16 protein-coding genes are annotated in these 22,545 nt (G+C 38.1%); 11 read left to right on the forward strand and 5 right to left on the reverse strand.

The features are described 5' to 3' along the window. Positions 1-6: 6 nt before the first annotated feature. The 7 genes from walK (at position 7) to rlmH (ending at position 6,935) form a co-directional block, all read left to right on the forward strand. Positions 7-1,914, forward strand: coding sequence for a cell wall metabolism sensor histidine kinase WalK (walK, locus tag AC3WJG_RS15870; RefSeq protein WP_013059906.1), 1,908 nt, complete (start codon positions 7-9; stop codon positions 1,912-1,914). Next, positions 1,905-3,272 carry a YycH family regulatory protein gene (locus tag AC3WJG_RS15875; protein ID WP_028409756.1) on the forward strand — a complete coding sequence of 456 codons (1,368 nt, stop codon included), beginning with the start codon at positions 1,905-1,907 and terminating at the stop codon, positions 3,270-3,272. The genes walK and AC3WJG_RS15875 overlap by 10 nt, the downstream gene beginning before the upstream one ends. Further along, positions 3,259-4,038, forward strand: coding sequence for a two-component system regulatory protein YycI (locus AC3WJG_RS15880; protein WP_060745910.1), 780 nt, complete (start codon positions 3,259-3,261; stop codon positions 4,036-4,038). The genes AC3WJG_RS15875 and AC3WJG_RS15880 overlap by 14 nt, the downstream gene beginning before the upstream one ends. 18 nt (positions 4,039-4,056) lie before the next feature. Then, entirely contained in the window at positions 4,057-4,851 is a 795-nt protein-coding gene (locus AC3WJG_RS15885; RefSeq protein WP_028409754.1) for an MBL fold metallo-hydrolase, read from the forward strand. A 57-nt stretch (positions 4,852-4,908) separates the two neighbouring features. Beyond that, the gene (locus AC3WJG_RS15890; protein ID WP_035335787.1) at positions 4,909-6,141 is read left to right on the forward strand and encodes a S1C family serine protease; all 1,233 of its coding nucleotides are present in this window, start codon (positions 4,909-4,911) and stop codon (positions 6,139-6,141) included. A gap of 72 nt (positions 6,142-6,213) precedes the next feature. Continuing rightward, complete coding sequence (locus tag AC3WJG_RS15895; protein WP_063611556.1) at positions 6,214-6,372, forward strand: CxxH/CxxC protein; 159 nt, start codon at positions 6,214-6,216, stop codon at positions 6,370-6,372. Between the two features lie 83 nt (positions 6,373-6,455). Continuing rightward, positions 6,456-6,935, forward strand: a complete 480-nt coding sequence (rlmH, locus tag AC3WJG_RS15900) for a 23S rRNA (pseudouridine(1915)-N(3))-methyltransferase RlmH (RefSeq protein WP_016765982.1) — start codon at positions 6,456-6,458, stop codon at positions 6,933-6,935. 169 nt (positions 6,936-7,104) lie between these two features. On the opposite strand, the gene AC3WJG_RS15905 is transcribed toward rlmH, so the two are convergent. Further along, positions 7,105-8,103, reverse strand: a complete 999-nt coding sequence (locus AC3WJG_RS15905) for a tRNA dihydrouridine synthase (RefSeq protein ID WP_028409752.1) — start codon at positions 8,101-8,103, stop codon at positions 7,105-7,107. Positions 8,104-8,512: 409 nt separating this feature from the next. Continuing rightward, entirely contained in the window at positions 8,513-10,411 is a 1,899-nt protein-coding gene (locus AC3WJG_RS15910; RefSeq protein WP_060745909.1) for a PhoX family protein, read from the reverse strand. A gap of 523 nt (positions 10,412-10,934) precedes the next feature. On the opposite strand from AC3WJG_RS15910, the gene AC3WJG_RS15915 reads away from it, so the two are divergent. Further along, a complete protein-coding gene (locus tag AC3WJG_RS15915; protein WP_337134422.1) occupies positions 10,935-12,134 on the forward strand; it encodes a class I SAM-dependent rRNA methyltransferase in 1,200 nt (399 codons plus the stop codon). A gap of 275 nt (positions 12,135-12,409) precedes the next feature. After that, positions 12,410-13,843 (forward strand): anion permease, encoded by a 1,434-nt coding sequence (locus tag AC3WJG_RS15920; RefSeq protein ID WP_028411930.1) that lies wholly within the window; start codon positions 12,410-12,412, stop codon positions 13,841-13,843. Between the two features lie 29 nt (positions 13,844-13,872). Here the strand turns inward: AC3WJG_RS15920 and AC3WJG_RS15925 are convergent, their stop codons facing one another. Further along, positions 13,873-15,324, reverse strand: coding sequence for an alpha-amylase (locus AC3WJG_RS15925; protein ID WP_014457695.1), 1,452 nt, complete (start codon positions 15,322-15,324; stop codon positions 13,873-13,875). 250 nt (positions 15,325-15,574) lie between these two features. Between AC3WJG_RS15925 and AC3WJG_RS15930 the strand changes: the two genes are divergently transcribed. Further along, positions 15,575-16,264, forward strand: coding sequence for a response regulator transcription factor (locus AC3WJG_RS15930; protein ID WP_028409744.1), 690 nt, complete (start codon positions 15,575-15,577; stop codon positions 16,262-16,264). Then, positions 16,242-18,488, forward strand: a complete 2,247-nt coding sequence (locus tag AC3WJG_RS15935; protein WP_337134423.1) for a sensor histidine kinase — start codon at positions 16,242-16,244, stop codon at positions 18,486-18,488. The genes AC3WJG_RS15930 and AC3WJG_RS15935 overlap by 23 nt, the downstream gene beginning before the upstream one ends. A gap of 325 nt (positions 18,489-18,813) precedes the next feature. On the opposite strand, the gene katA is transcribed toward AC3WJG_RS15935, so the two are convergent. Beyond that, positions 18,814-20,274, reverse strand: a complete 1,461-nt coding sequence (katA, locus tag AC3WJG_RS15940; protein ID WP_337051056.1) for a catalase KatA — start codon at positions 20,272-20,274, stop codon at positions 18,814-18,816. A gap of 275 nt (positions 20,275-20,549) precedes the next feature. Then, positions 20,550-22,358 carry a carbon starvation protein CstA gene (gene cstA, locus AC3WJG_RS15945; protein WP_043977578.1) on the reverse strand — a complete coding sequence of 603 codons (1,809 nt, stop codon included), beginning with the start codon at positions 22,356-22,358 and terminating at the stop codon, positions 20,550-20,552. Positions 22,359-22,545: the final 187 nt, after the last annotated feature.

The following is a 22,545-nucleotide window of genomic DNA, read 5'->3' on the forward strand; positions in this document are numbered from 1 at the left end:
TTTTAGATGAAGAAAGTAAGGCTCCTGCAATCTATTCATTTAAAGTTTGTATTGATTTATGTGCTGCTTATTTTAATTGCGATGCAAATTATTGGGGTCTATTTTGCACGACAATTAGAAAAAGAATTAGTTAACAACTTTCGAACGTCTCTTCAAGAGCGGACAGACTTGCTGACGTATAACATTGGACAAGAAATGGTGAAAAATCGTGATGATGATTCACCCACTCTTGAGGAAGACTTAAAGACTATTTTACGAGATTTTGCTTCAAGACCCAATTTAGCTTCAAATGATATGAATGACATCTCTGAAGTAAGAGTCATTGACCAAAATAGAAGAATCATTGCTACATCGAACTCAAATCCTCAACAGATCATAGGTAAAAAGACTAATGATTTAGCGATTACAAATGCGTTGTTAGCAGGAACGAACTCTGATAATGTATTTGTTGATCAAAGCGGACAGCGAATTAGAGTTATGATACAGCCTATTCGTTTACAGGATAAAGTAGGTGCCAGTCAATCAAATTCAACTAATAAAAATGGAAAAGTTCAGTCTAGCGAAGAAATCTTAGGTGCTATTTACTTAACAGCTTCCATGGAGCCTGTTTACGATCAAATGAGTAATATCAATCAGATCTTTAAGGCAGGTACGGTGATTGCTCTTTTTATTACAGCTATTTTAGGCGTGTTTTTAGCTCAGACGATTACTCGTCCAATGTCTGAAATGAGAAAACAAGCACTTGAGATGGCCAAAGGGAATTTTACGAGAAAAGCTAAAGTATACGGGTATGATGAGATTGGTCAGCTAGCTCTCACATTCAACAACTTAACAAGAAAGCTTCAAGAAGCACAGGCAACTACAGAAGGGGAGCGCCGTAAGCTTAGCTCGGTATTAGCTCATATGACGGACGGCGTTATTGCGACGGATCGAAAAGGAAGAGTAATTTTAATTAATGATCCAGCTGCAGCTATGCTAAATGTTTCACGTGAAACGGTTTTGTCTGACCCAGTTGTTTCTCTATTAGATCTTGAAGAAACGCATACGTTTGAAAGCTTGCTTGCTAATCAAGAGTCATTAATTTTAGACTTTAGTACAAAATCGGATCCCTTTATTTTAAGAGCTACCATTTCCGCTATTCAAAAAGAGACCGGTTTTATTAACGGGATTATCATTGTCTTGCATGATATTACAGAGCAGGAGAAAATTGATCAAGATCGCCGAGAATTTGTAGCGAATGTTTCACATGAATTGCGTACGCCGTTAACAACGATGCGCAGTTATTTAGATGCGCTTGCAGAAGGAGCATGGCAAGATAAGGACTTAGCTCCAACATTTTTAAATGTAACGCAAACGGAAACAGAACGAATGATTCGTCTCGTTAACGACTTGCTTCAATTATCTAAGCTAGATAGTCAAGACTACCGATTTAGTCGTGACCCAATCAATTTTGTGAAGTTCTATCATTACATCATTGATCGCTTTGAAATGACAATTGAACAAGGTATTTCGTTCGTGCGCGACTTGCCAAATGAAGCAATCTATGTCGCTATCGATCAAGATAAAATTACACAAGTATTAGATAACATTATTTCCAATGCAATAAAATATTCACCTGAAGGCGGAACCATTACGTTTTCAATTGCTCAGCATACGCATGAAATTGTTGTGAGCATTAAAGACCAAGGTATGGGAATTCCAAAATCAAATTTAGCTAAAATTTTCGAACGCTTCTATCGTGTAGATAAAGCACGAACGCGTAAATTAGGCGGAACAGGATTAGGGCTTGCTATTGCCAAGGAAATTATTGAAGCACATGATGGACGCATTTGGGCAGATAGTCAGGAAGGAAAAGGAACAACGATTTACTTTACTCTTCCGATTGAAAGTGAGAATGATGACGAATGGGAATGAGATATGAACATATCAAAACGGCCATCTTAGTTGTTCTCGTCGCTTCCAGTTTAATTATGACGTATCATATATGGACGTATCAGCCTTCTTATAAGGTCATTTCAAAAAATCAACATTTGCAGGAAGTTGAAGTGAGTTCAAAAAGTAAAATAGAAGATCATATTCTTCCAACAGAAGTTCTCTATCATCGAAACGACAATCACTACATGTCTCACGACGAAGATGATGTAAACAAATGGGTAAATGAAATGAAAAAGTGGAAATTTTCGAATGTGACGGACGTTTCGGATGCTATTTCTCCTGATGGATTTTTAAATTATGTCCATGGAAGTAATTCTATTGAAGTGTTGTATCCAGACGCGCTACCTTTGAAAACGTTTCAACAGCTTTTTTCATTTTCTCAAACGTCTTTGCCTAATCAAACATTTGACCGTGTACTCATTAAAATTAAGCGTACACCTTCCTTTTTCGTGAGCGTGTATCTTGTGAATTATGAGCAAAAAAAGATTTATTCGGTTACAGTCAAGAATTTGGCCAAAGATGATATCAAAGAATTAGAAGATAAAATGAAACGTACGTATGCCCCGAGCTTTGTATATAAAGAAAACAAAAATCGGTATATTTTCCTTCCGGAAAATAATATCACGATGAATAGTGAAGTCTACTATACGAGCATGAGGCATTTAGATATTGAAAAATATAAAGAAGCGCTTTTTAACAACCCAGACTATGCACGGAAAGAAACGTCTACAAACCGAGATGTCTACACCGAAGGTACAAAGGTGATTAATGTTAATACGAAGACAGATGTGATGGAATATGTGAATCTTGTAAATTCCACGACCGAAGTAATGGAAGATTATAATTTAATAAATCGCAGCTTTAGCTTCGTTAATGACCACGGCGGCTGGACGGAATCTAATTACAGGTTCAACAGCTGGAATCGTATTACAAAAGAAATTAGCTACCGTTATTATAAAGATAACTATCCAGTGTACAGCAATCAGGGAATGACTGAAATATATCAGAGATGGGGAAATGCGGAGATTTTAAATTACCGTCGTCCTCTTTATCGTTTTGTGAGAGTACAGGATTCGAGTGTAGAAAAGCTGCAGTCATCTCAAAAGGTGATTCAATTAATTGAAAAACACCAAAACTTTGACCCGAATCTGTTAAAAGATATTTCAATAGGCTATCAGCTAGAAGAAGTGTCACAGCAGCCGAAAACCGGTGAAAAGACGGTTGAGTTTAATTCTAATTCTGTCAAACTCGTTCCTTCTTGGTTCTATTATTATAATAGCAAGTGGTATCGAATTGCACCGCCGACCGAAGGAGGCGATAACGATGGATTGGAATAGAACAAAAACCATCTTTATTTTCACTTTCTTGATTCTTAATATTTACTTAGGCTATCAGATTTTTAAAACTCATCAAGAAGATCAGTACTCTCTATTTGTAGAGTCGAGCGTTGAAGAACAATTGACGAGTGAAGGCATTGAATATAAACATTTATCTACAGATGTGAAGGAAGCTTCGTCGTTAAATGCCAAAAGCAAACTGTTTAAAGATGAAGATTTAAAAAAGTTAAAAGAACAAAAAGCAACGCTGCTTGAGGAAAAAACAATTCGAAGCGTATTAGACAAACCTTTTTCAGTACCTGAAAAAAGTCCCGAAGCAAAGCTAAGTCAATTTCTAAAACGGTATGTGATCTCAGGTAAGGATTATGAGCTATGGAATGTTAACAAAGAGAAAAAAACAGTTACATTCTTTCAAAAATATAAGAAGCATAAAATCTTTGATAATGAAAATGGCATGATTGTTGCTCATTTAAATGATAAAGGTGAAATTATTTCTTATGAACAAACGATGCTAGGTTCTGTAAAAACGTTAGATGATGAGCAGGATGTTTTAACGCCTTTAAAAGCATTGGAAAATTTGTTTTTGAAGGGTGAATTGAAAAAGAAAGATTCTGTAACAAAAGTAGAGTTTGGGTACTATACGTTTGATCTGCCGCTACTAAATTCTCAAGTTTTAGCACCAACTTGGCATGTTATTGTAAATGGAGATACGAGTTATTTTGTAAATGCCTTTGAAGGGCAGATTATTAAAAAAGGAAATAAATAAGTATTTGGAGTGAGATAAATGAGCCTGCATTTCAGCGTGCTAGCGAGTGGGAGCACAGGAAATGCGATTTTAGTAAGTGATGGAGAACATTCCTTACTAGTTGATGCAGGGCTGAGCGGAAAACAAATGGAAGCTCTATTTCAACAAGTAAATCGCAATATCCCGGATTTATCAGGAATTTTAGTGACTCACGAACATAGTGACCATATTAAAGGACTAGGTGTTCTGGCACGTAAATATAAGCTCCCTATTTTCGCAAATGAAAAAACGTGGAACGCAATGGATGGCTTGATCGGCAACATTGATACGGAACAGAAGTTTCACTTTGAAATTGGCCAAACGAAATCGTTTGGTCAATTGGAAGTGGAGTCTTTTGGCGTTTCGCATGATGCTGCAGAGCCTATGTTTTATGTCTTTCATCAAGGGTCTAAAAAATTAACCCTTATTACGGATACCGGCTATGTAAGTGACCGCATGAAAGGTACGATTAAAAATAGCGATATGTACGTATTTGAAAGCAATCATGATGTCGAAATGCTGAGAATGGGGCGCTACCCTTGGAGCATTAAAAGACGAATTCTAAGCGACGTGGGACATGTATCAAATGAAGACGCGGCGCTTGCAATGGCAGATGTGATTGGAGATCAAACTAAACGCATTTACTTAGCGCATTTGAGTCAAGACAATAACATGAAGGAAATTGCCCGCATGTCTGTTGCGCAAGTGTTACAACAGAAAGACATCAGTGTAGAGGACAATATTCTTCTATGTGATACAGATCCAAAAAGACCAACTGATATTGTTTATGTATAGTCTCTCGAAAGGAAGCGAAAAATAACTTCATTTAGTACGTGAATGCAGACATTCATGATGATAAATGAAGGGTTCGGTGATAGTGTGGAACATTATGATGAAGGCCAAGAGCCAAATAGTCGGCCGCCTAAACGCCGCAGAGGATATTTCGCTTCTGCTCTGATTGGAGCTATTATAGGTGCACTTATTGTACTGCTTCTTATGCCAGCCTTGGTGAGGAACGGGATTTTGCCATACGGATGGATGGATGATGAAAATGGAGATGAACAAACAGGGTCTACCATTCAAAAATCAGTATCTCTTGACGTCACCACGGCCGTCACAAAAGCTGTTTCTGAAGCCAATGCAGCAGTTGTAGGAGTTGTAAACATCCAGAACTCTGAAAGCTTTTGGAATGATGAACGAACTGATGCCGGGACGGGCTCAGGTGTTATTTACAAAAAGCAAGGCAACAAAGCTTATATTGTGACAAACTATCATGTCATTAAAGGCGCTAACGAAATTGAAGTGAGCTTCAGTAACGGTACAAGGGTATCGGCTAAAATTCTTGGCAGCGATGATTTAATGGACTTAGCAGTTCTTGAAATTGACGCAGGCCACGTGACAAAAGTGGCTACCTTCGGAAATTCTGATAAGCTTAAAGCTGGTGAACCAGTGATTGCAATCGGAAACCCGCTAGGCCTTCAATTTTCTGGCTCCGTTACACAAGGAGTGGTCTCAGGGGTTAACCGTGTCATTCCTCAAGATTTGAATGGCGATGGAAATCCTGATTGGCAATCAGAAGTTATTCAAACAGATGCCGCCATTAACCCTGGTAATAGCGGGGGTGCTCTTGTTAATATTGATGGTGAATTAATCGGTATTAATTCCATGAAAATTGCTCAAGAAGCAGTAGAAGGCATTGGTCTTGCGATTCCAATCAACATGGCTAGGCCCATTATTAATGACTTAGAACGATATGGTGAAGTCAGACGTCCGTATCTTGGAGTTAGTACACTATCATTAAGTGAGGTATCAGGGTATCATTTAAAAGAAACCCTTAAGTTACCGCATGATGTAGTAAACGGAGTCGCTGTTCTAAAAGTTGAGCCAGGTTCGCCAGCCGCTAAAGCCGGATTAAAGGAATATGATGTGATTGTTGAGTTAGATCACAGCAAAGTAAGGGACATTGCGACACTTCGCAAACACCTCTACATTGAAAAAGAAATTGGCGATAAAATGAACGTAACGTTCTATCGCGATGGCAAAAAGAAATCCACAGAAGTAAAATTAACGCGTCAAATGAAGTAAAATAAAGTTATCCACAGGGGATAAACTCCTGTGGTTTTTTAATGAAAAGAATAGAGAAAGGAAGATAAATACATGAAGATATATTGCTGTTTAGAACATACAGAACTAGCGCTGGATGTAATGGTAGATGAGATTGAGCTAGCGCCGGTTTTTGAAAAAATAGAAAATTCCACTGACAAAAAAAGCTGTGAATATTGTGAAAATGAAGCTGTATATGTAGTAGGGAACTAATATTCTTATACAAAATGTGGATATAACATGTGGATATGTGGATAATATCTGTGGATAAGAGATAAAGGAGAGGAGAATAGCCTGTGAATATCTCTATTATAACCATTGGAAAGCTAAAAGAAAAATACTTAAAACAAGGTATTCAAGAATATTTAAAGCGTTTATCAAGCTATGCAAAAGTGGAAATTATTGAACTTGCAGATGAAAAAGCGCCAGAAAACTTAAGTGAATCTGAAATGGAACAGGTAAAACAAAAAGAAGGAGAGCGCATCTTAGCGAAAATCTCAGACGATACTTATGTGATCGCATTAGCTATTAACGGAAAACAAAAGTCTTCCGAGGAACTCGCAAAAGAAATTGATTCATTAGCTACCTACGGAAAAAGCAAAATAGCGTTTGTCATTGGCGGGTCGCTTGGTTTAAGCAGCGAAGTAATGAAACGCTCAAACGCAGCCCTTTCTTTTTCAAAGATGACGTTTCCTCATCAGCTTATGCGCCTAGTATTAGTAGAACAGATTTACCGAGCTTTTCGTATTATTCGAAATGAACCTTATCATAAATAGATCGTGTGGATATTTTTTCATTAAAAGCTGAGGCAGAAGGAAATGTAAAACCTTCTGCCTCAGCTTTTATCATATGTGGATAAATAGCATACGTCTATAAAAAAGAACAAGAGGTTCTTCTCTCCGATAAAATGTTAGAACAATTGAGTTTAAGCAAACGAGATCTTATTTAAGAAACAGAAAAACCTTCGTCTTCTTTCACTCCAGCTCTGTCTTTAAACTCATCAAGCAACGCACGCACTTCGTCAGTTGTTTCCGTGCTCATGAGTAGATTTCTTAATTCACTTGCACCGCGGAATCCGCGAACGTAAATTTTGAAAAAGCGTCGAAGCGGTTTGAAAGGGCGCGGCTCTAATTCTTCAGAATACTTATCATGAAGATCTAGCTGCAGGCGAAGAAGTTCTAATAGCTCTTCGCTTGTGTGCTCTTTCTTTTCTTTTTCAAACGCAAAGGGATTATGGAAAATTCCGCGTCCAATCATGATTCCATCAATGCCGTACTTCTCCGCAAGTTCAAGACCTTTCTGGCGGTCAGGAATATCACCGTTAATTGTTAGTAGCGTATGAGGCGCAATTTCGTCACGAAGCTTCTTGATCTCCGGAATTAACTCCCAGTGCGCGTCAACATCGCTCATTTCTTTTTTTGTACGAAGGTGAATAGAAAGGTTCACGATATCCTGCTCTAAAATGTGCTTCAGCCAGTCGTACCACTCATCAACTTGCGTATAGCCAAGACGAGTCTTTACGCTTACTGGAAGTCCTCCAGCTTTAGCTGCCTGGATAATCTCAGCCGCAGTATCTGGACGGCGAATCAGACCAGAACCTTTTCCGTTTCCTGCAACATTCTGTACAGGACAGCCCATATTAATATCAATGCCGCGAAAGCCCATTTCGGCCATGCCGATACTCATTTGACGGAAGTATTCAGGCTTGTCTCCCCAAATGTGCGCAACGATTGGCTGTTCATCATCTGTAAACGTCAAACGTCCTTTTACGCTATCTTTTCCTTTCGGATGGCAGTAGCTTTCCGTATTTGTAAACTCTGTAAAAAATACGTCAGGTCGTGCTGCTTCGGTCACGACATGGCGAAAAACGACATCCGTCACAGCTTCCATCGGTGCCAAAATAAAAAACGGACGCGGCAACTCATGCCAAAAATTATCTTTCATCTTATATCTAAACCCTTTCTTTTAGGGAAAACATATTCCCAAAATTAAAAAGTGTAATTTCTTTTATCAGGTTGAATGTCAGTATAAACTTCAACCAATATATACTTTAATGGTATGGAACGAAAAGTGCAAGGGAACGAGTGGTTTTGTTTTGCTGGAAATACCTATTGAAACAAATTTTATATCTAATATTAGTGGAGTGTAAGCAATTAAAAGGGAGCCTGAAGGCATGTAACGGATATCTGCGAATAAATATCCTAAAGCATTTGGTTTGTGTGTAGGCACTTTCTCCAAGGGTATTATAAAGTATTCACCATAATTATGATTACGATAAACGATTTTATAAATAACTTCGACTATATAAAAAACCACGTCTGTCATTGCACAACAGACGTGGCTTCATTACGTATTAATGCTTTTTGTAAGGTGCGCCGTCCTTAGAAGGCAGTCCAGAAATGTATCCTACACCACCTGTTTCTTGAATGCCAATGCTTTCTTTCATTGCATTAGCTAGCTCTTCTTTATCAACAGCGGTAATATTTTTGTCGCTGATGTCCTCGCCCGGGTGCTGATAGTTGCTTAATACGTAGCGAGAGTTTTTAATGTTTTCTACTGCACGAAGTCCTGTTGCTTCTGCTCCCACTGGAACTGAAAGGATGCGTGATAATTTTTTAGTTTTTACATTATAAGCCCATACGAAGTTGTTTGTATGCAGTGAGCTGTCTTCTCCGATAAACAGTGTATTTAAGTCATTTGAATACGTAAGGTTATCAGGGTTGGCAATTTTATTTGGGTCGGCTGTATTACCGTATGCATCTGCTTTTTCTAGGTCTTGTCCAATCAGTAGCCCTTCCATGCTTGCGGGAACGTAGCGACTGTTAATCTTGCCGTTTGCTTGGTCTTTTTGATGCGATCCTAAGTTCAGCTGGTAGGTCACACCAGACTCTAATTTTGGAAGCTGGATATCATCTTGTACAGCACCAGATTCTTTTAGCATGGCACTATTTTGGTAAGAAATAGCCATGTACGCTTTTTTGTCTTTTTTGTTAACCGTTAGTCCTTCCATCTTGTTGAATTCAGATGTTGCACCTAAAATTGCACCGTATCGGCGTGATTCTAAAAAGGCAGCTGCTTTTTCCATGCCAGGCTTTACTTTTAAATATTCAACTTTTTTACTTGCAGCGGTTTTCACAGCTGTAAATCCTTTTGTAGGCTGGTCAGCTGTTTCAAAAATATCACTAAATTTTGTTTCTTTGTCGATTATTGTTTTCACTTCATTGTCTGTTGCATGGCCAAGCTTAATCCACTGAAGGTCGCCTTTACCTCCATTTTCTGTGCTCGTTTGTTTAAACTTTGCCGCATAAAGAGTTCCTGCTGAGAAGTCTTTCTCCTTATCGGCTACATACATAAACATCATGGTATTAGACCCATCGTCTCCAAAAAGAGCGGTTTTGTTATCTGGAAGTACCTGCATCATTTCGTGTGAAAAACGGCCTGTGCTGTAATGTTTTACGACGGATGCATTGCCGCTTTCATCCACTGAAATTTCTGGAATCCAGCCGTAGTAGTAAGGATTTGCTTTTGACGTGTCGCCGAAATAAAGCTTAGCGAAGTTCGTGACGTCTTTATAAGAGCTGGATGAAGGATCTTCAAAAGCACGTGCATCAGGCTCGTATTCTTCTGACCCAAGGTGAGTACCCCAATCCGTTGTAGAGCCATTACACGGCGTCCACAAACCATCTACATTAGAAAAATCAATTTTTTTAGCATGGTTGACGGTTAGTTTTCCTGTTTTATCATCTCGGTCAACTTGTGTAAGCGTCATTGAAGCAGGAAGACCGGAAATCTCTTTTCCAGCATTATTAACAGATTCATATTCATAATGTGAAATAATATAAGACTTACCGTTGATGGTGATAAAGCTGTTTGAATCCGGTGCATCTGATACGTACGGTGATGGCTTATCAGGAACACTTCGGTCAATAATCGGATCCCCGTTTGCATCGATCGGTGTACCTGCGGCGATTAATTCTCCTTTATTATCGACAATTTTATCTTTTGAAAGAAAGAGCTGGTTATAGTTAAGCGGCGTTTCTTCAACGCTTCCATCTTTATACGTTACTTTTACAGATGCCTCTGTATACGTTTTAATCATATTTTCAATCGTAGTAGGTGCTTTCATTGGCTGAAACTCGACGTTTTTGATTTGTTTTGGATGTTGAACTGGATGATGCTCTGCTGCAAAAGCAGAAGCCGCGCTAGAAGCTAAGAGAGTGAGAGATAGTCCAAGAGATACTCGTTTTTTCATGGTTGATAACCTCCAAATCGTATTCATACACTTATTAAATCATTTGATTGTTGAGGAAATATAAAGAGAAGCGCTGGATTTGTTGAGCTGTTGTTAAGAACGTTGAACATTTATATGACAAGTTTAACTAGAAGTTATTCAGCTATCTTTCAGAATTTGTTCAGATAGCATTCAGCTGGGCTTCACAGTGAATTCATGTTCCGCTCTTACAATAAACACATAGCTAAAGGCGACAAAAAGCGCTTTGGCTCGTACAGCAAAAGTGAAAGGTATTTTAGCAGAAAAAAACGTTACTCAATTCGATGCTTATACGGGACAAGAGTGCTCATAATTTTTTATCTTAAAACATCAAACATACATTTCATTTTTCATTCATATCAAGCAGAGGGTGCTTCAAGGCATCTTCTGCTTTTCTATTTATAACTAGAAACGGGGCTGTTTATCTATGTTAAGATAAATGTAGATTATTGTTGTAAAATGGATAGAACTAGAATGAAATAAATTAAATAGATAGGGTGTACACATGAGAAAAGAAGTACAAGTTATAGCCAAAGAAGCTTTTATTAAAAAAGTGAACAAGGGTTATCCACTCATTGAAAAAGATGCGCTTGTTGATGGTCATAAACTGCAAGAAGAAGGCGTTATTATTAACTTAGTCACTCCCAAGAATCAATTTTTAGCCAAAGGCTATTATGGAAAACAAAACAAAGGCTACGGATGGATTCTTTCGAAAAAGAAAAATGAGCAAATTGACGCGGCGTTTTTTGCTAGAAAAATTCAGCAAGCTATTTCATCACGTCATGATTTTTATGCGTCTGAAGACACAACTGCTTTTCGCGTATTTAATAGTGAAGGTGACGGAATCGGCGGCTTAATTATTGATTATTATGACGGATATTACGTCATGAGTTGGTATAGTGAAGGAATTTATCGATTTAAAGAATACGTCATTGAAGCCTTAAAGTCTGCGCCTAATTTTAAAGGGCTGTACCAGAAAAAACGTTTTAACGTAAAAGGTCAGTATATTGAAGAAGATGATTTTGTAGCAGGGGATAAAGGTGAGTTCCCTCTTATTGTAAAAGAAAATAGTATTCGTTTTGCCGTTTACTTAAATGACGGAGCGATGGTGGGAGTCTTTTTAGATCAGCGAGACGTCCGTAAAACGATTCGAGATAAATATGCAAAAGGAAAGACCGTGCTAAATATGTTTTCGTATACAGGCGCATTTTCAGTGGCGGCCGCTCTTGGAGGAGCTGCGAAAACAACAAGTGTTGATTTAGCCAATCGCAGCTTGGCAAAAACAATTGAGCAATTTAGTGTAAATGGAATTGATCACGAAGCACAGGACATTATTGTAGAAGATGTTTTCAAGTATTTTAAATATGCGGTCAAGAAGAACATGACGTTTGATCTTGTGGTGCTAGATCCGCCGAGCTTTGCTAAGTCGAAAAAGCATACGTTCAGTGCAGCAAAAGACTACAAAGATTTATTAAAAGAAGCCATTGCTCTTACAAAGCCAAATGGTGTCATCGTAGCATCTACGAATGCAAGTAACTTTGATATGAAAAAATTCCATTCGTTTATTGAAAAAGCTTTTAATGAAAAAGGGGAACGCTACAAAATGATGGAGCAGTTCTCTCTTCCAGCTGATTTTAAAACAATAAAAGAATTTAAGTCAGGTGATTATCTCAAAGTCGTGTTTATTCAAAAAATAAATCGCTAAATACAAGGCTGCATGATGAACTCATGCAGCTTATTTATTGTGATGAAATAACGCTTACAAGCTATTTTGAAGGGAATAAAATGAAGGGAAAAGATAAATATTGTCAGTATGTATGATAAAATAATAAAGGAATTATGCTCAACACTTCACAAATTTACAATATCATCCTTACGAAACGTATTTTTACAATTATTTTATTTTAAATGGGATAAGTATTGGGTGTGAAGTAGAAAGAGCATACTACTATTATTAAAAAACATGAAAGGAGAAAGATTATGGCTGAAACAACAAAAAAGCCTGCCGGCGAAGTGAAATTTATTCCTTTATTAATTTGTCTGGCAATCGGACTTGTTTTATGGTTTATTACACCTCCGTCCGGACTTGATGTGAAGGCTTGGCACTTATTCGCTATTTTTGTGGCTACTATCGTAGGGCTTATCATTAAACCATTGCCATTGGGCAGTGTAGCTATTTTATCTTTAACCATTATTGTATTAACTAATACATTAACACTTGAACAATCGCTCAGCGGTTTTCAAAATACGACGATTTGGTTAATCGTTATTGCATTCTTTATTTCTAGAGGTTTTATTAAGACTGGTCTAGGAACAAGGGTTGCCTATATCTTCGTTCGTTTGTTCGGTAAAAAGACGTTGGGATTATCGTATTCTCTTATCGTAAGTGACTTGCTTTTATCACCTGCAATGCCGTCTAATACAGCACGAGCTGGAGGAATTATTCTTCCAATCATTCGTTCTTTATCCGAAACATACGGATCGAGAACTGGAGACGGTACGGAGCGCAGAGTCGGCGCTTTCTTAACAAAAGTATCGTTTCAAGGAGATATGATCACATCCGCTATGTTCGTAACAGCAATGGCGGCCAATCCTCTTGCGGTTAAAATGACGGAACAAATTACAGGCAAGACTATTTCATGGGTTGGCTGGGCAGCGGCTGCAATCGTACCTGGAATTATTAGTTTAATTGTTATTCCGCTTGTTATTTATAAGCTGTATCCGCCAGAATTAAAAGAAACGCCGGAAGCATCTGAAATTGCAGCAAAAAAATTAAATGAAATGGGTCCGCTAAAGAAAGAAGAATGGTACATGATTGGCGTATTTTTACTTCTTCTTGTGCTATGGATTTTTGGAGCTAATTTAAATATTAATGCAACAACAACTGCTTTTATTGGTCTATGTGCGCTGCTTTTAACGCAAGTGTTAAGCTGGTCAGACATCAAAAAAGAACAGGGAGCATGGGATACATTAGTCTGGTTTGCTGTTTTGGTTATGATGGCAACTTTCTTAAATGATCTAGGCATGATTCCTTGGTTCAGTGATCTGATGAAAGGCACTGTTAGCCATATGTCTTGGATGACGGCCTTGATTGTACTAGCTATTGCGTATTTTTATTCTCACTACTTTTTTGCAAGTAACACGGCTCACGTCAGCGCTATGTACGCAGCATTTTTATCTGTCATCGTGGCCGCTGGTGCGCCTCCGTTACTGTCAGCATTAATTTTAGCGTTCTTTAGCAATTTATTTGGCTGTTTAACTCACTACGGCAGTGGACCGGCCCCGGTGTTCTTCGGTAGTGGATATGTAACGCAGCAAAAATGGTGGTCGCTCGGCTTTTTAATTTCAATTATTCATATTATCATTTGGATTGGAATTGGCGGCTTGTGGTGGAAACTGCTAGGTCTATGGTAAAAAAACAGTGGCGCAGGCCACTGTTTTTTTTATGCTTCAGCCCAAACGGATACAGAGCCGCCATTTACAGGGAACTGTCCGTAGCCATCTTCTTCAATCACAACTTGGTCCTCTCGGTTGTTTGTGAAGTCAATCCACGTTTGTCCACTTCGGTGTTCGCCGACGAACATTCTCTTTTCGCCATCTTCACCGTTTGACATCACCACAGCGCATCCAGACTTCTCAAATTCCTCTACACCATGCCTTACCCATCCAATAGTATTCGGGTGATCAAAATAATCGTCTTGCTGGCCGTATGCTTTGTCATAGCGTACATGCAAGAGAGCGGAAATATCTTTTTCTTTTCCTTCAATTGGGTGCTCTCCGCCTATCCCAAAATAGTCTCCGTAAAACACACAAGGATAACCGTCTTCACGAAGTAAAATTAGAGCGTAAGCACTCTGTTTGAACCAATCTTCTACCCAAGATTCTAAAGATTCATTTGGCTGAGAGTCATGGTTATCTACAAATGTGACAACATTCAACGGGTGAGTCTTGACTAATGTATCATCAAAAATCGTGGTTAAATCAAAATCTCTTCCTTGCTGAGAGGCTTCATGCAGTTTATAGTGCAGCGATACGTCAAACAAATCGATTTGATAATCAATCACGTCTAGGAATTCCTGACAGGCTGTTAACTCTGGATTCCAAAACTCTCCCACAAAATAAAAGGGCTTTTCTTGAGAAGAGGACAATTCGTGGGCAAACTCTTTAATAAAATCGTGGTTAATATGTTTAATGGCGTCTAATCGATAACCGTCGCACTGCAGAGTGTCTGCTAACCATTTTCCCCATTTAATCATTTCTTCTCGAACTTCAGGATGATCGTAATCAATATTCGCAAACATTAAATAATCGTAGTTGCCAAACTCTTGATCCACATTTTCGTTCCAGCTTTTGTTTTCTCCGGCAATACGAAAAACGCCTTCTTTTCCATTTTTATCATCGTAATCAGTGCCGTTAAAATGATTAAAGTTCCATTTGAAAGAAGAATATTGATCGCCGCGCCCTTCAAATGTAAACTTTGTCCACCCTTCAATTTCAAAAGGTTCAGAAATTTCTTCTGTTCGGTTCATGGGGTCCACTTCAATGACGTGGAACGTTTCTTTTTCATCTGCTGCAGCTTTATGGTTCATTACAATATCCACATAGACATTAATTCCATGATTATGACAGGCATCAATCGCTTCATGCAGCTCTTGCTTGGTTCCATACTTTGTACGAACGGTTCCTTTTTGATCAAATTCGCCAAGATCGTATAAGTCATAAACGCCGTAGCCATTATCCTCTGATGAAACACCTTTTGTAACCGGGGGAATCCACACGGAATCAATTCCTTGTTCTTTTAGTTGAGGAGCGAGCTCTTTAAGGCGTTGCCAATGCTCGCCATCAGCTGGCACATGCCATTCGAAAAATTGCATAATTGTATGATTCCGTTCCAAGTTAAATCATCCTCCTTTTAAATAAAAAGATATAATCGCTCACGGATAGTTCTTTAGAATCAAATGAGGAATTGATTATATTTTTTCTTTTAACGTTCCTGTTATCCCTATTCTTTAAACCTTTTTCAACATATGAAGCTTAAGAAAATCTTAAGATTTCCCCTTCCTTTTTCTTAAGAAATGCAGTTTACAATAAAATCCATAGACGAAATGACCCATGATATACTTTTGAAAGGAGTGTGAGAAATCAATGAACGAATATGTGGTTTTAGTCGTAGACGATGAGCAAGAAATCCGCAATGGCATTGCTATTTATTTGAAAAATGAAGGCATTAAAGTCTTTACGGCCAAAGATGGAATCGAAGCCATAGAGATACTAAATAAAGAAAAAGTTCACTTAATTATTCTTGATATTATGATGCCAAGGCAAGACGGCATTTCAACGACGTTTAAAATCCGAGAACAAAAAAATATCCCGATTATTATGCTGAGCGCTAAAAGCGAAGATGCAGATAAAGTGCTCGGTCTGCAGGTAGGAGCAGATGATTATGTGACAAAACCTTTTAATCCATTAGAACTGATAGCGAGAGTTAAATCACAGTTAAGAAGATATGTAACATTAGGTACATATGAGGAAACAAAGACGATCCATATTCGAGGTCTTGTACTTGATATTGAGGCTAAGTCCGTCACTCTTGATGGGGTGTTCATTAAGCTGACTCCTATTGAGTATAAAATTGTAGAGTTATTAATGAAAAATGCAGGGAGAGTTTTTTCCATACATGATATTTATGAACGCGTATGGAATGAACCAGGCTACAACGCAGAAAATACAGTAGCGGTGCACATTCGAAAAATAAGAGAAAAAATCGAGATTGAACCGAAAAATCCGAGATATGTAAAGGTTGTGTGGGGACTTGGATATAAAATGGAAAAGTAGCGTCATTTCAGCTATAGGTATTATCTTGTTTTTATTTGGTTTAGGAGCAACTATTTCTTCTATTGGCAGCATGCATAATCTAGTAAAAGCAAACTACTTACAAAAAAGTACCTATGTAAAATCAGAAGACTTTCGAAAAGAAATAGATCGTTTTACAAATGATCTGTACCTCTTAGAATTGACATCCAAAAACAAGAATACCGTTCATGCAAATACGATAACAGAAGAAGAAATTGAGTCGTATCGATATGCAGAAGGAAACTTAACGGAACAAATACAAAGCGTACAAAATAAATATGAAGAAAAAATAGAAGACGCTAAGCAGGCAAAGAGCAAAAACGTTGAAGCTGTCTATGTAAAGCAGCAGGATCTAGAAGTTAAAAATATTCAAAAAAAGTTTCAAGATGATCAATTCGTTCGAGAAGAAATAATGAAAAACAAAAAACTCGAAATGAAGAAACTATATGATGAAGCTTTTAATCGACAAAAAATATTATCTCAATATAAAAAAGACATCATGTATTATTTAAAAGATAGGAACACAAACAAAATATATACGAACATCCAAAACGCAGGCAAAGAAGATGTTAATCAATTAGTAAAACAGAAAAATATATTGTATAAACATACTTATTCAGCTCAATCACCGCTTGTGTTCCAAGCAGATGAATATAAAGATTCATCGTTAAGCAGTGAGGCAGACTCAGAGATCCCAACCTGGTATTTAAAGCAGAAGTTTACGGGTATAATTGCTGTTCCTGAAAAAGAAACCTTCATTAGTCCTTTATTTGATGAATATAACTATTATCATCATCAAAATGTAGCGTTTCTCGTGTATGCATTGTCAGGGATACTAGCTCTGTTAATAGGTTACTTTATTTATAAAAAAACAATAACTGTACATTTAAAAGAAATAACAAGACAAACTGCAGTACAAAAGGTTTATAAAAAAATACCTTTAGATATTTGTATAATGGTTTTTCTTTTATACTCATTTTTTACATTAAGTCTAGTTCTGAACGGCTATCCTGCTTCTTTATTAGAATCATATAAGCATGTTGCTACGTTCTTCTTTTATATGATAGCAATATCTATAGCTATTTCCCTATGGGCACTTCAAGTATTTCTACTGTTTCAGCGTATGCGCACAATAGATGATATAAAAGAAGAATATAAAAGAGCGTGTGTTTACCAAGTAATTTATTTTCTTCAATCTATTTTTATTATCAGACATATTGGCATGCATGTAATGGTTGTAGTACTGCTTTTAGTGTTTGCCGTGTTTGCTGTTGCAACTCTATTGACTAGTGGATCTATGTTTGCAGAACAAGTATCCATACTGTACTTAGCTATAGGCAGTGTTGTAGGAGTGGTTACTTTGATACTGCTTATGCTACGAGTTAATTATTTAAATAAAATTATTATTTCAATTGATCAAATCGCCGCAGCTGAGTGGACAGAGCTGTTACCTATCAAAGGAAAATCAGCTTTGACTGAAGCAGCGATAAATATAAATCATATCCAGCAGCAGATTCAAACATCTCAGCATGTTCAAGTTAAAAGTGAACGCTTGAAAACAGAGTTAATTACCAACGTCAGTCACGATTTAAGAACACCATTGACTTCTATTATGACATATACAGCGTTGCTAAAGTCGCAAGATCTTACTTCGGACGAACATGCTTACGTTGAAATTATTGACCGTAAATCAAAACGGTTACAGACACTTATTGATGATTTATTTGAAGTGTCAAAAATGGCAAGTGGAAATGTAGAATTGCATAAAGACAAAATTGATATTAACCAGCTTCTTCATCAGGCTTTAGCTGAATATAATGAAGCAATGGAAGATTCAACTCTGCAATTTCGTATTCAATCTCTCGAAAAGCCGATATTTGCTACTGTGGATGGTCAAAAACTATGGAGAGTATTTGACAATTTGATAGAGAATATATTGAAATATTCACTTGAACAAACGCGTGTCTATATTTCTGTTCAAGAAATAAACGAACAAGTGAAACTAACATTTAAAAATGTAAGTAAATATGAATTAAATGAGCAGGCAGATGAGCTGTTTGAACGATTTAAAAGAGGGGACACTTCAAGACAAACCGATGGCTCGGGACTTGGGTTAGCTATTGCTAAGTCAATTATTGATTTGCACGGAGGAGAACTGAATATTAAAATTGACGGAGATTTATTTAAAGTAACGATTACTCTTTAATGTCAGTGAATATAAACAGCATATTTAGTGAAAAAGAGAAGCAACCTCACTATGCTGGTTGCTTCTCTTTTTTTAGCGTTCGTAATTTTATTCCGCAACCGCAAAGCGTACTGTGTTTTAGTACTTTTATTTCTCTATCACACTGATTACATCTTATTTCTTGTCCAATCATTTCTTCATCCCTTCCTCTTTTTACAAGAATTTAAATAAGTATCCATAAAATATGGATACTTATTTAGTGATAAAATGTTAAACTAATTGAGAATAAATGAGAATCTAAAATGAGAAAAATACTCTTATTTTTTCATTTAGAAAACGGATAAATTTATTTTACTTGCTGCGGAACAGATAATCCTAAACCGTCTGCAATGCGTGTTCCATACTCTGGATCCGCTTTGTAGAAGTGTTGAATTTGACGCAGTTTAATCTCTTCTTTTTCTACAGGTTTCATAGCTTCAACGATGTTTGCAACTAGTCGTGTACGCTCGTCTTTGCTTAGAAGGCGGTATAAGTCACCTGCTTGTGTGTAATGGTCGTTATGATCATATGCAACACTATCGGCAACGCCTGAAACAGGGTATGCTGCTTGTTTGTTTTCCTGTGATTCTGTCGGGCCGCCAAAGCTGTTTGGCTCATAATAAACAGAACGGCCGCCGTTATCGTCAAAGCGCATTTGGCCGTCACGCTGATAGTTATTTACTTCGCTGCGCGGACGGTTAATCGGTAGCGCTTGATGGTTAGCACCCACGCGGTAGCGATGTGCATCGCTGTATGCGAATAATCGGCCTTGCAGCATTTTATCAGGCGATACGTCAATTCCCGGCACAAGCGTTCCAGGTGAGAATGTAGCTTGCTCCACTTCGGCAAAATAATTTTCTGGATTGCGGTCCAAGACCATGCGACCTACTTCAATTAACGGGTAGTCTTTTTGTGACCAAACCTTTGTTACGTCAAACGGATCAAAGCGATACGTATCAGCGTCTTCTAATGGCATAATCTGAACGTACAGCTTCCATGAAGGGAAATCGCCTTTTTCAATGGCATTAAATAAATCTTCAGTATGATAATCTGGATTTTCACCAGCTAGCTTTGCAGCTACGTCTGGAGACAGATTTTTTACGCCTTGCTCTGTTTTGAAGTGATATTTTACCCAAACGCCATCTCCTTCGGCATTAACCCATTTAAATGTGTGGCTGCTAAATCCATGCATATGGCGTAAAGTTGCCGGGATACCGCGGTCAGACATTAAAATAGAAACTTGATGCAAAGATTCAGGAGATAAAGACCAGAAATCCCAAACGGCCGTCGGGTTTTTTAAATGTGTGCGTGGATCGCGTTTTTGTGTATGAATAAAGTCAGGAAATTTAATCGCATCTCGGATGAAAAATACAGGTGTATTATTTCCGACTAAGTCGTAGTTTCCTTCTTCTGTATAAAATTTAACAGCAAATCCGCGAGGGTCGCGAACGGTATCTGCTGAGCCGTTTTCACCAGCTACTGTTGAAAAGCGAGCAAATAGAGGTGTTCGTTTTCCTGCTTCAGAAAGGAAAGCTGCTTTTGTATAGGCTGAAACATCGTTTGTCACTTCAAAATAGCCGTGGGCACCGGCGCCTTTTGCGTGTACGACGCGTTCAGGAACTCGCTCTCGGTTAAAATGGGCTAATTTCTCTAAAAGGTGAACATCTTGAATTAAAGTAGGTCCGCGTGAACCAGCGGTCATTGAATTTTGATTATCTCCAACCGGAGCTCCCCAACTAGTCGTTAGGTTATTCTTGTTTGTTGTCATCTTAGAACCACCTCTTATTTAAATTTTATTATGTTAGAAATAATAATAACATTTTTAAATAAAAAATCAATACTAAATTATAATTATTATAATTTAAAGTGTTAATTTTAAGATGTAGTCAAAGGGGTATATAACATGTGAAGTGTACGAACTATTTAAAAAATTTTCTGTATAGTATATTTAGTTTAATAATAAAAATGCCTGGTGTGCAATTATTTTGACCGGCTATTACCCTATCAAAAACACGCTTGCTTATATAAGCAAGCGTGTTTGTTTTATATATTTTGTGATAAGTTTGCTTTCGCTGCCAGTTCAGCCTGAGGCGTGCGCCAAAGCTGCGTCCATTTTTGAATCGCAGCAATCATAATAATGAGACCGAGTATAAGCATGATGATTGAAAGAGTCGCATTTAATATGCTGTAACCTGCCGCAGCTTCATTTAAATAGACATTCTTAACCATCCAATAACCTGCGTAGTTAACCGTTACGTAAAGGTAGGCTAGTGGAATAAGGCAAGTAAGCATATAGGAGCGTTTATCTGCAATTCTAAGAATAACGGTTGCACCAATAATTAAACCAATAGAGGCCATTAACTGATTGGATACGCCGAACAGCGCCCAAACTGAGCCAATATCTCCTGAGAACAATAAGTACCCCCACATAAAACAGGCTAGGGCGCTTGCAAAAATGGAACCGGGAAGCCAGTCTACTCGCTTCAATGGCTTATAAAATTCACCGAAAAAGTCTTGAATTAAATAGCGAGAAACGCGTGTACCCGCGTCGATAGCAGTTAAAATAAACACTGCTTCAAACATAATGACGAATTGGAAAAAGTAAGAAGACAGGTGGCTGAACCAAGGAATTTCTGTGAAGATATATGTCATTCCTACAGCCAGTGTAACAGCGCCGCCTGTACGGCCTTCTAAGTTTAGACCAATCTCTTGGCTAAGCTGAGGAAGAGCTGTCACGTTCATGCCGAGCGTTTTAAACACTTCAGGTGTAGAGTTGATTGCAAAATAGTCTCCAGGATGTAAAGCTGTTGCGGCAATTAACGCCATAATTCCTACTAAGCATTCGACTAACATCGCGCCGAAGCCTACAACTTTAATGTCACTCCAACGGTCGAGCATCTTAGGAGTTGTTCCTGAACCAACAAATGCATGGAAGCCGGAAATAGCACCGCAGGCGATCGTAATGGAAATGAACGGCCACACAGGTCCTGCTAAAATAGGGCCGCCTCCGTGAATAAATTCAGTAACTGCAGGAAATGGAATTGCTGGGTTTACGAAAAACACGCCTACGATCAGCGCGATAAAGACACCAATTTTCATAAAGCTGCTTAAATAATCTCGAGGTGCTAAAAGCAGCCAAACGGGCAAGGCCGCTGCGAAAAATGCATAAACGGGAAGAATAATTGAAAGTGTTTTAATATCTAGCGTTAAAAAATCTCCTAAAGCTGTTCCTTGAATATAAGGACCGCTAAATACGGCGATTAAAATTAAAATGAAGCCGACGGTAGAAGCCGCTTTTAAATTACCGGTTTTTTTGTGATAAATACCTACCCCCATTGCGATCGGAATCGTAATTCCAACAGCGAATGTACCCCAAGGGTTTTTCTCAAGTGCGTGTAGCACGACCATAGATAAACCGGCCATTGTGATGGTAATGATAAAAAGCATAGCTAAACCTGTACAAAAACCAGCGACGGGTCCTAGCTCTTTTTTAGCCACTTCGGAAAGCGACTGGCCTTTTTGGCGCATAGATGCAAATAACACAACTGCATCGTGAACGGCTCCTCCGATTACAGCTCCGATCAAAAGCCAGAGCAGTCCGGGCAAATAGCCAAATTGAGCTGCTAAAATAGGTCCTACAAGCGGACCAGCAGCTGCAATAGCTGCAAAGTGATGACCAAATGTTACCCATCGGTTGGTTGGCACATAATCTTTCCCATCTTCAAACTCATGTGCTGGCGTTTTTTGCGAATCGTTTAGTTTCAAGACCTTAACAGCCATGAATGTTCCGTATAGCCGATACGCAATCATTAAAATACAGATAGATCCAATAACAATCGTAACCGCATTCATTACAAATCCCCCTATCCCTTAGTTGTCTGATGTTTGTACTACTACACAACGTTATGTAATTGTGTGTTCCCCTTACAACTTTCATTATAAAAGAAGAAAGCGCTTTTATCACCAGTTTTTCCCTTAATTATTTAAAAAATTAGAAAGTTCAAATTCCCTTTGAAAAACTATAAGACTTTTCGCATAA

The organism is Priestia sp. FW507-14D1A, assembly GCF_058781295.1.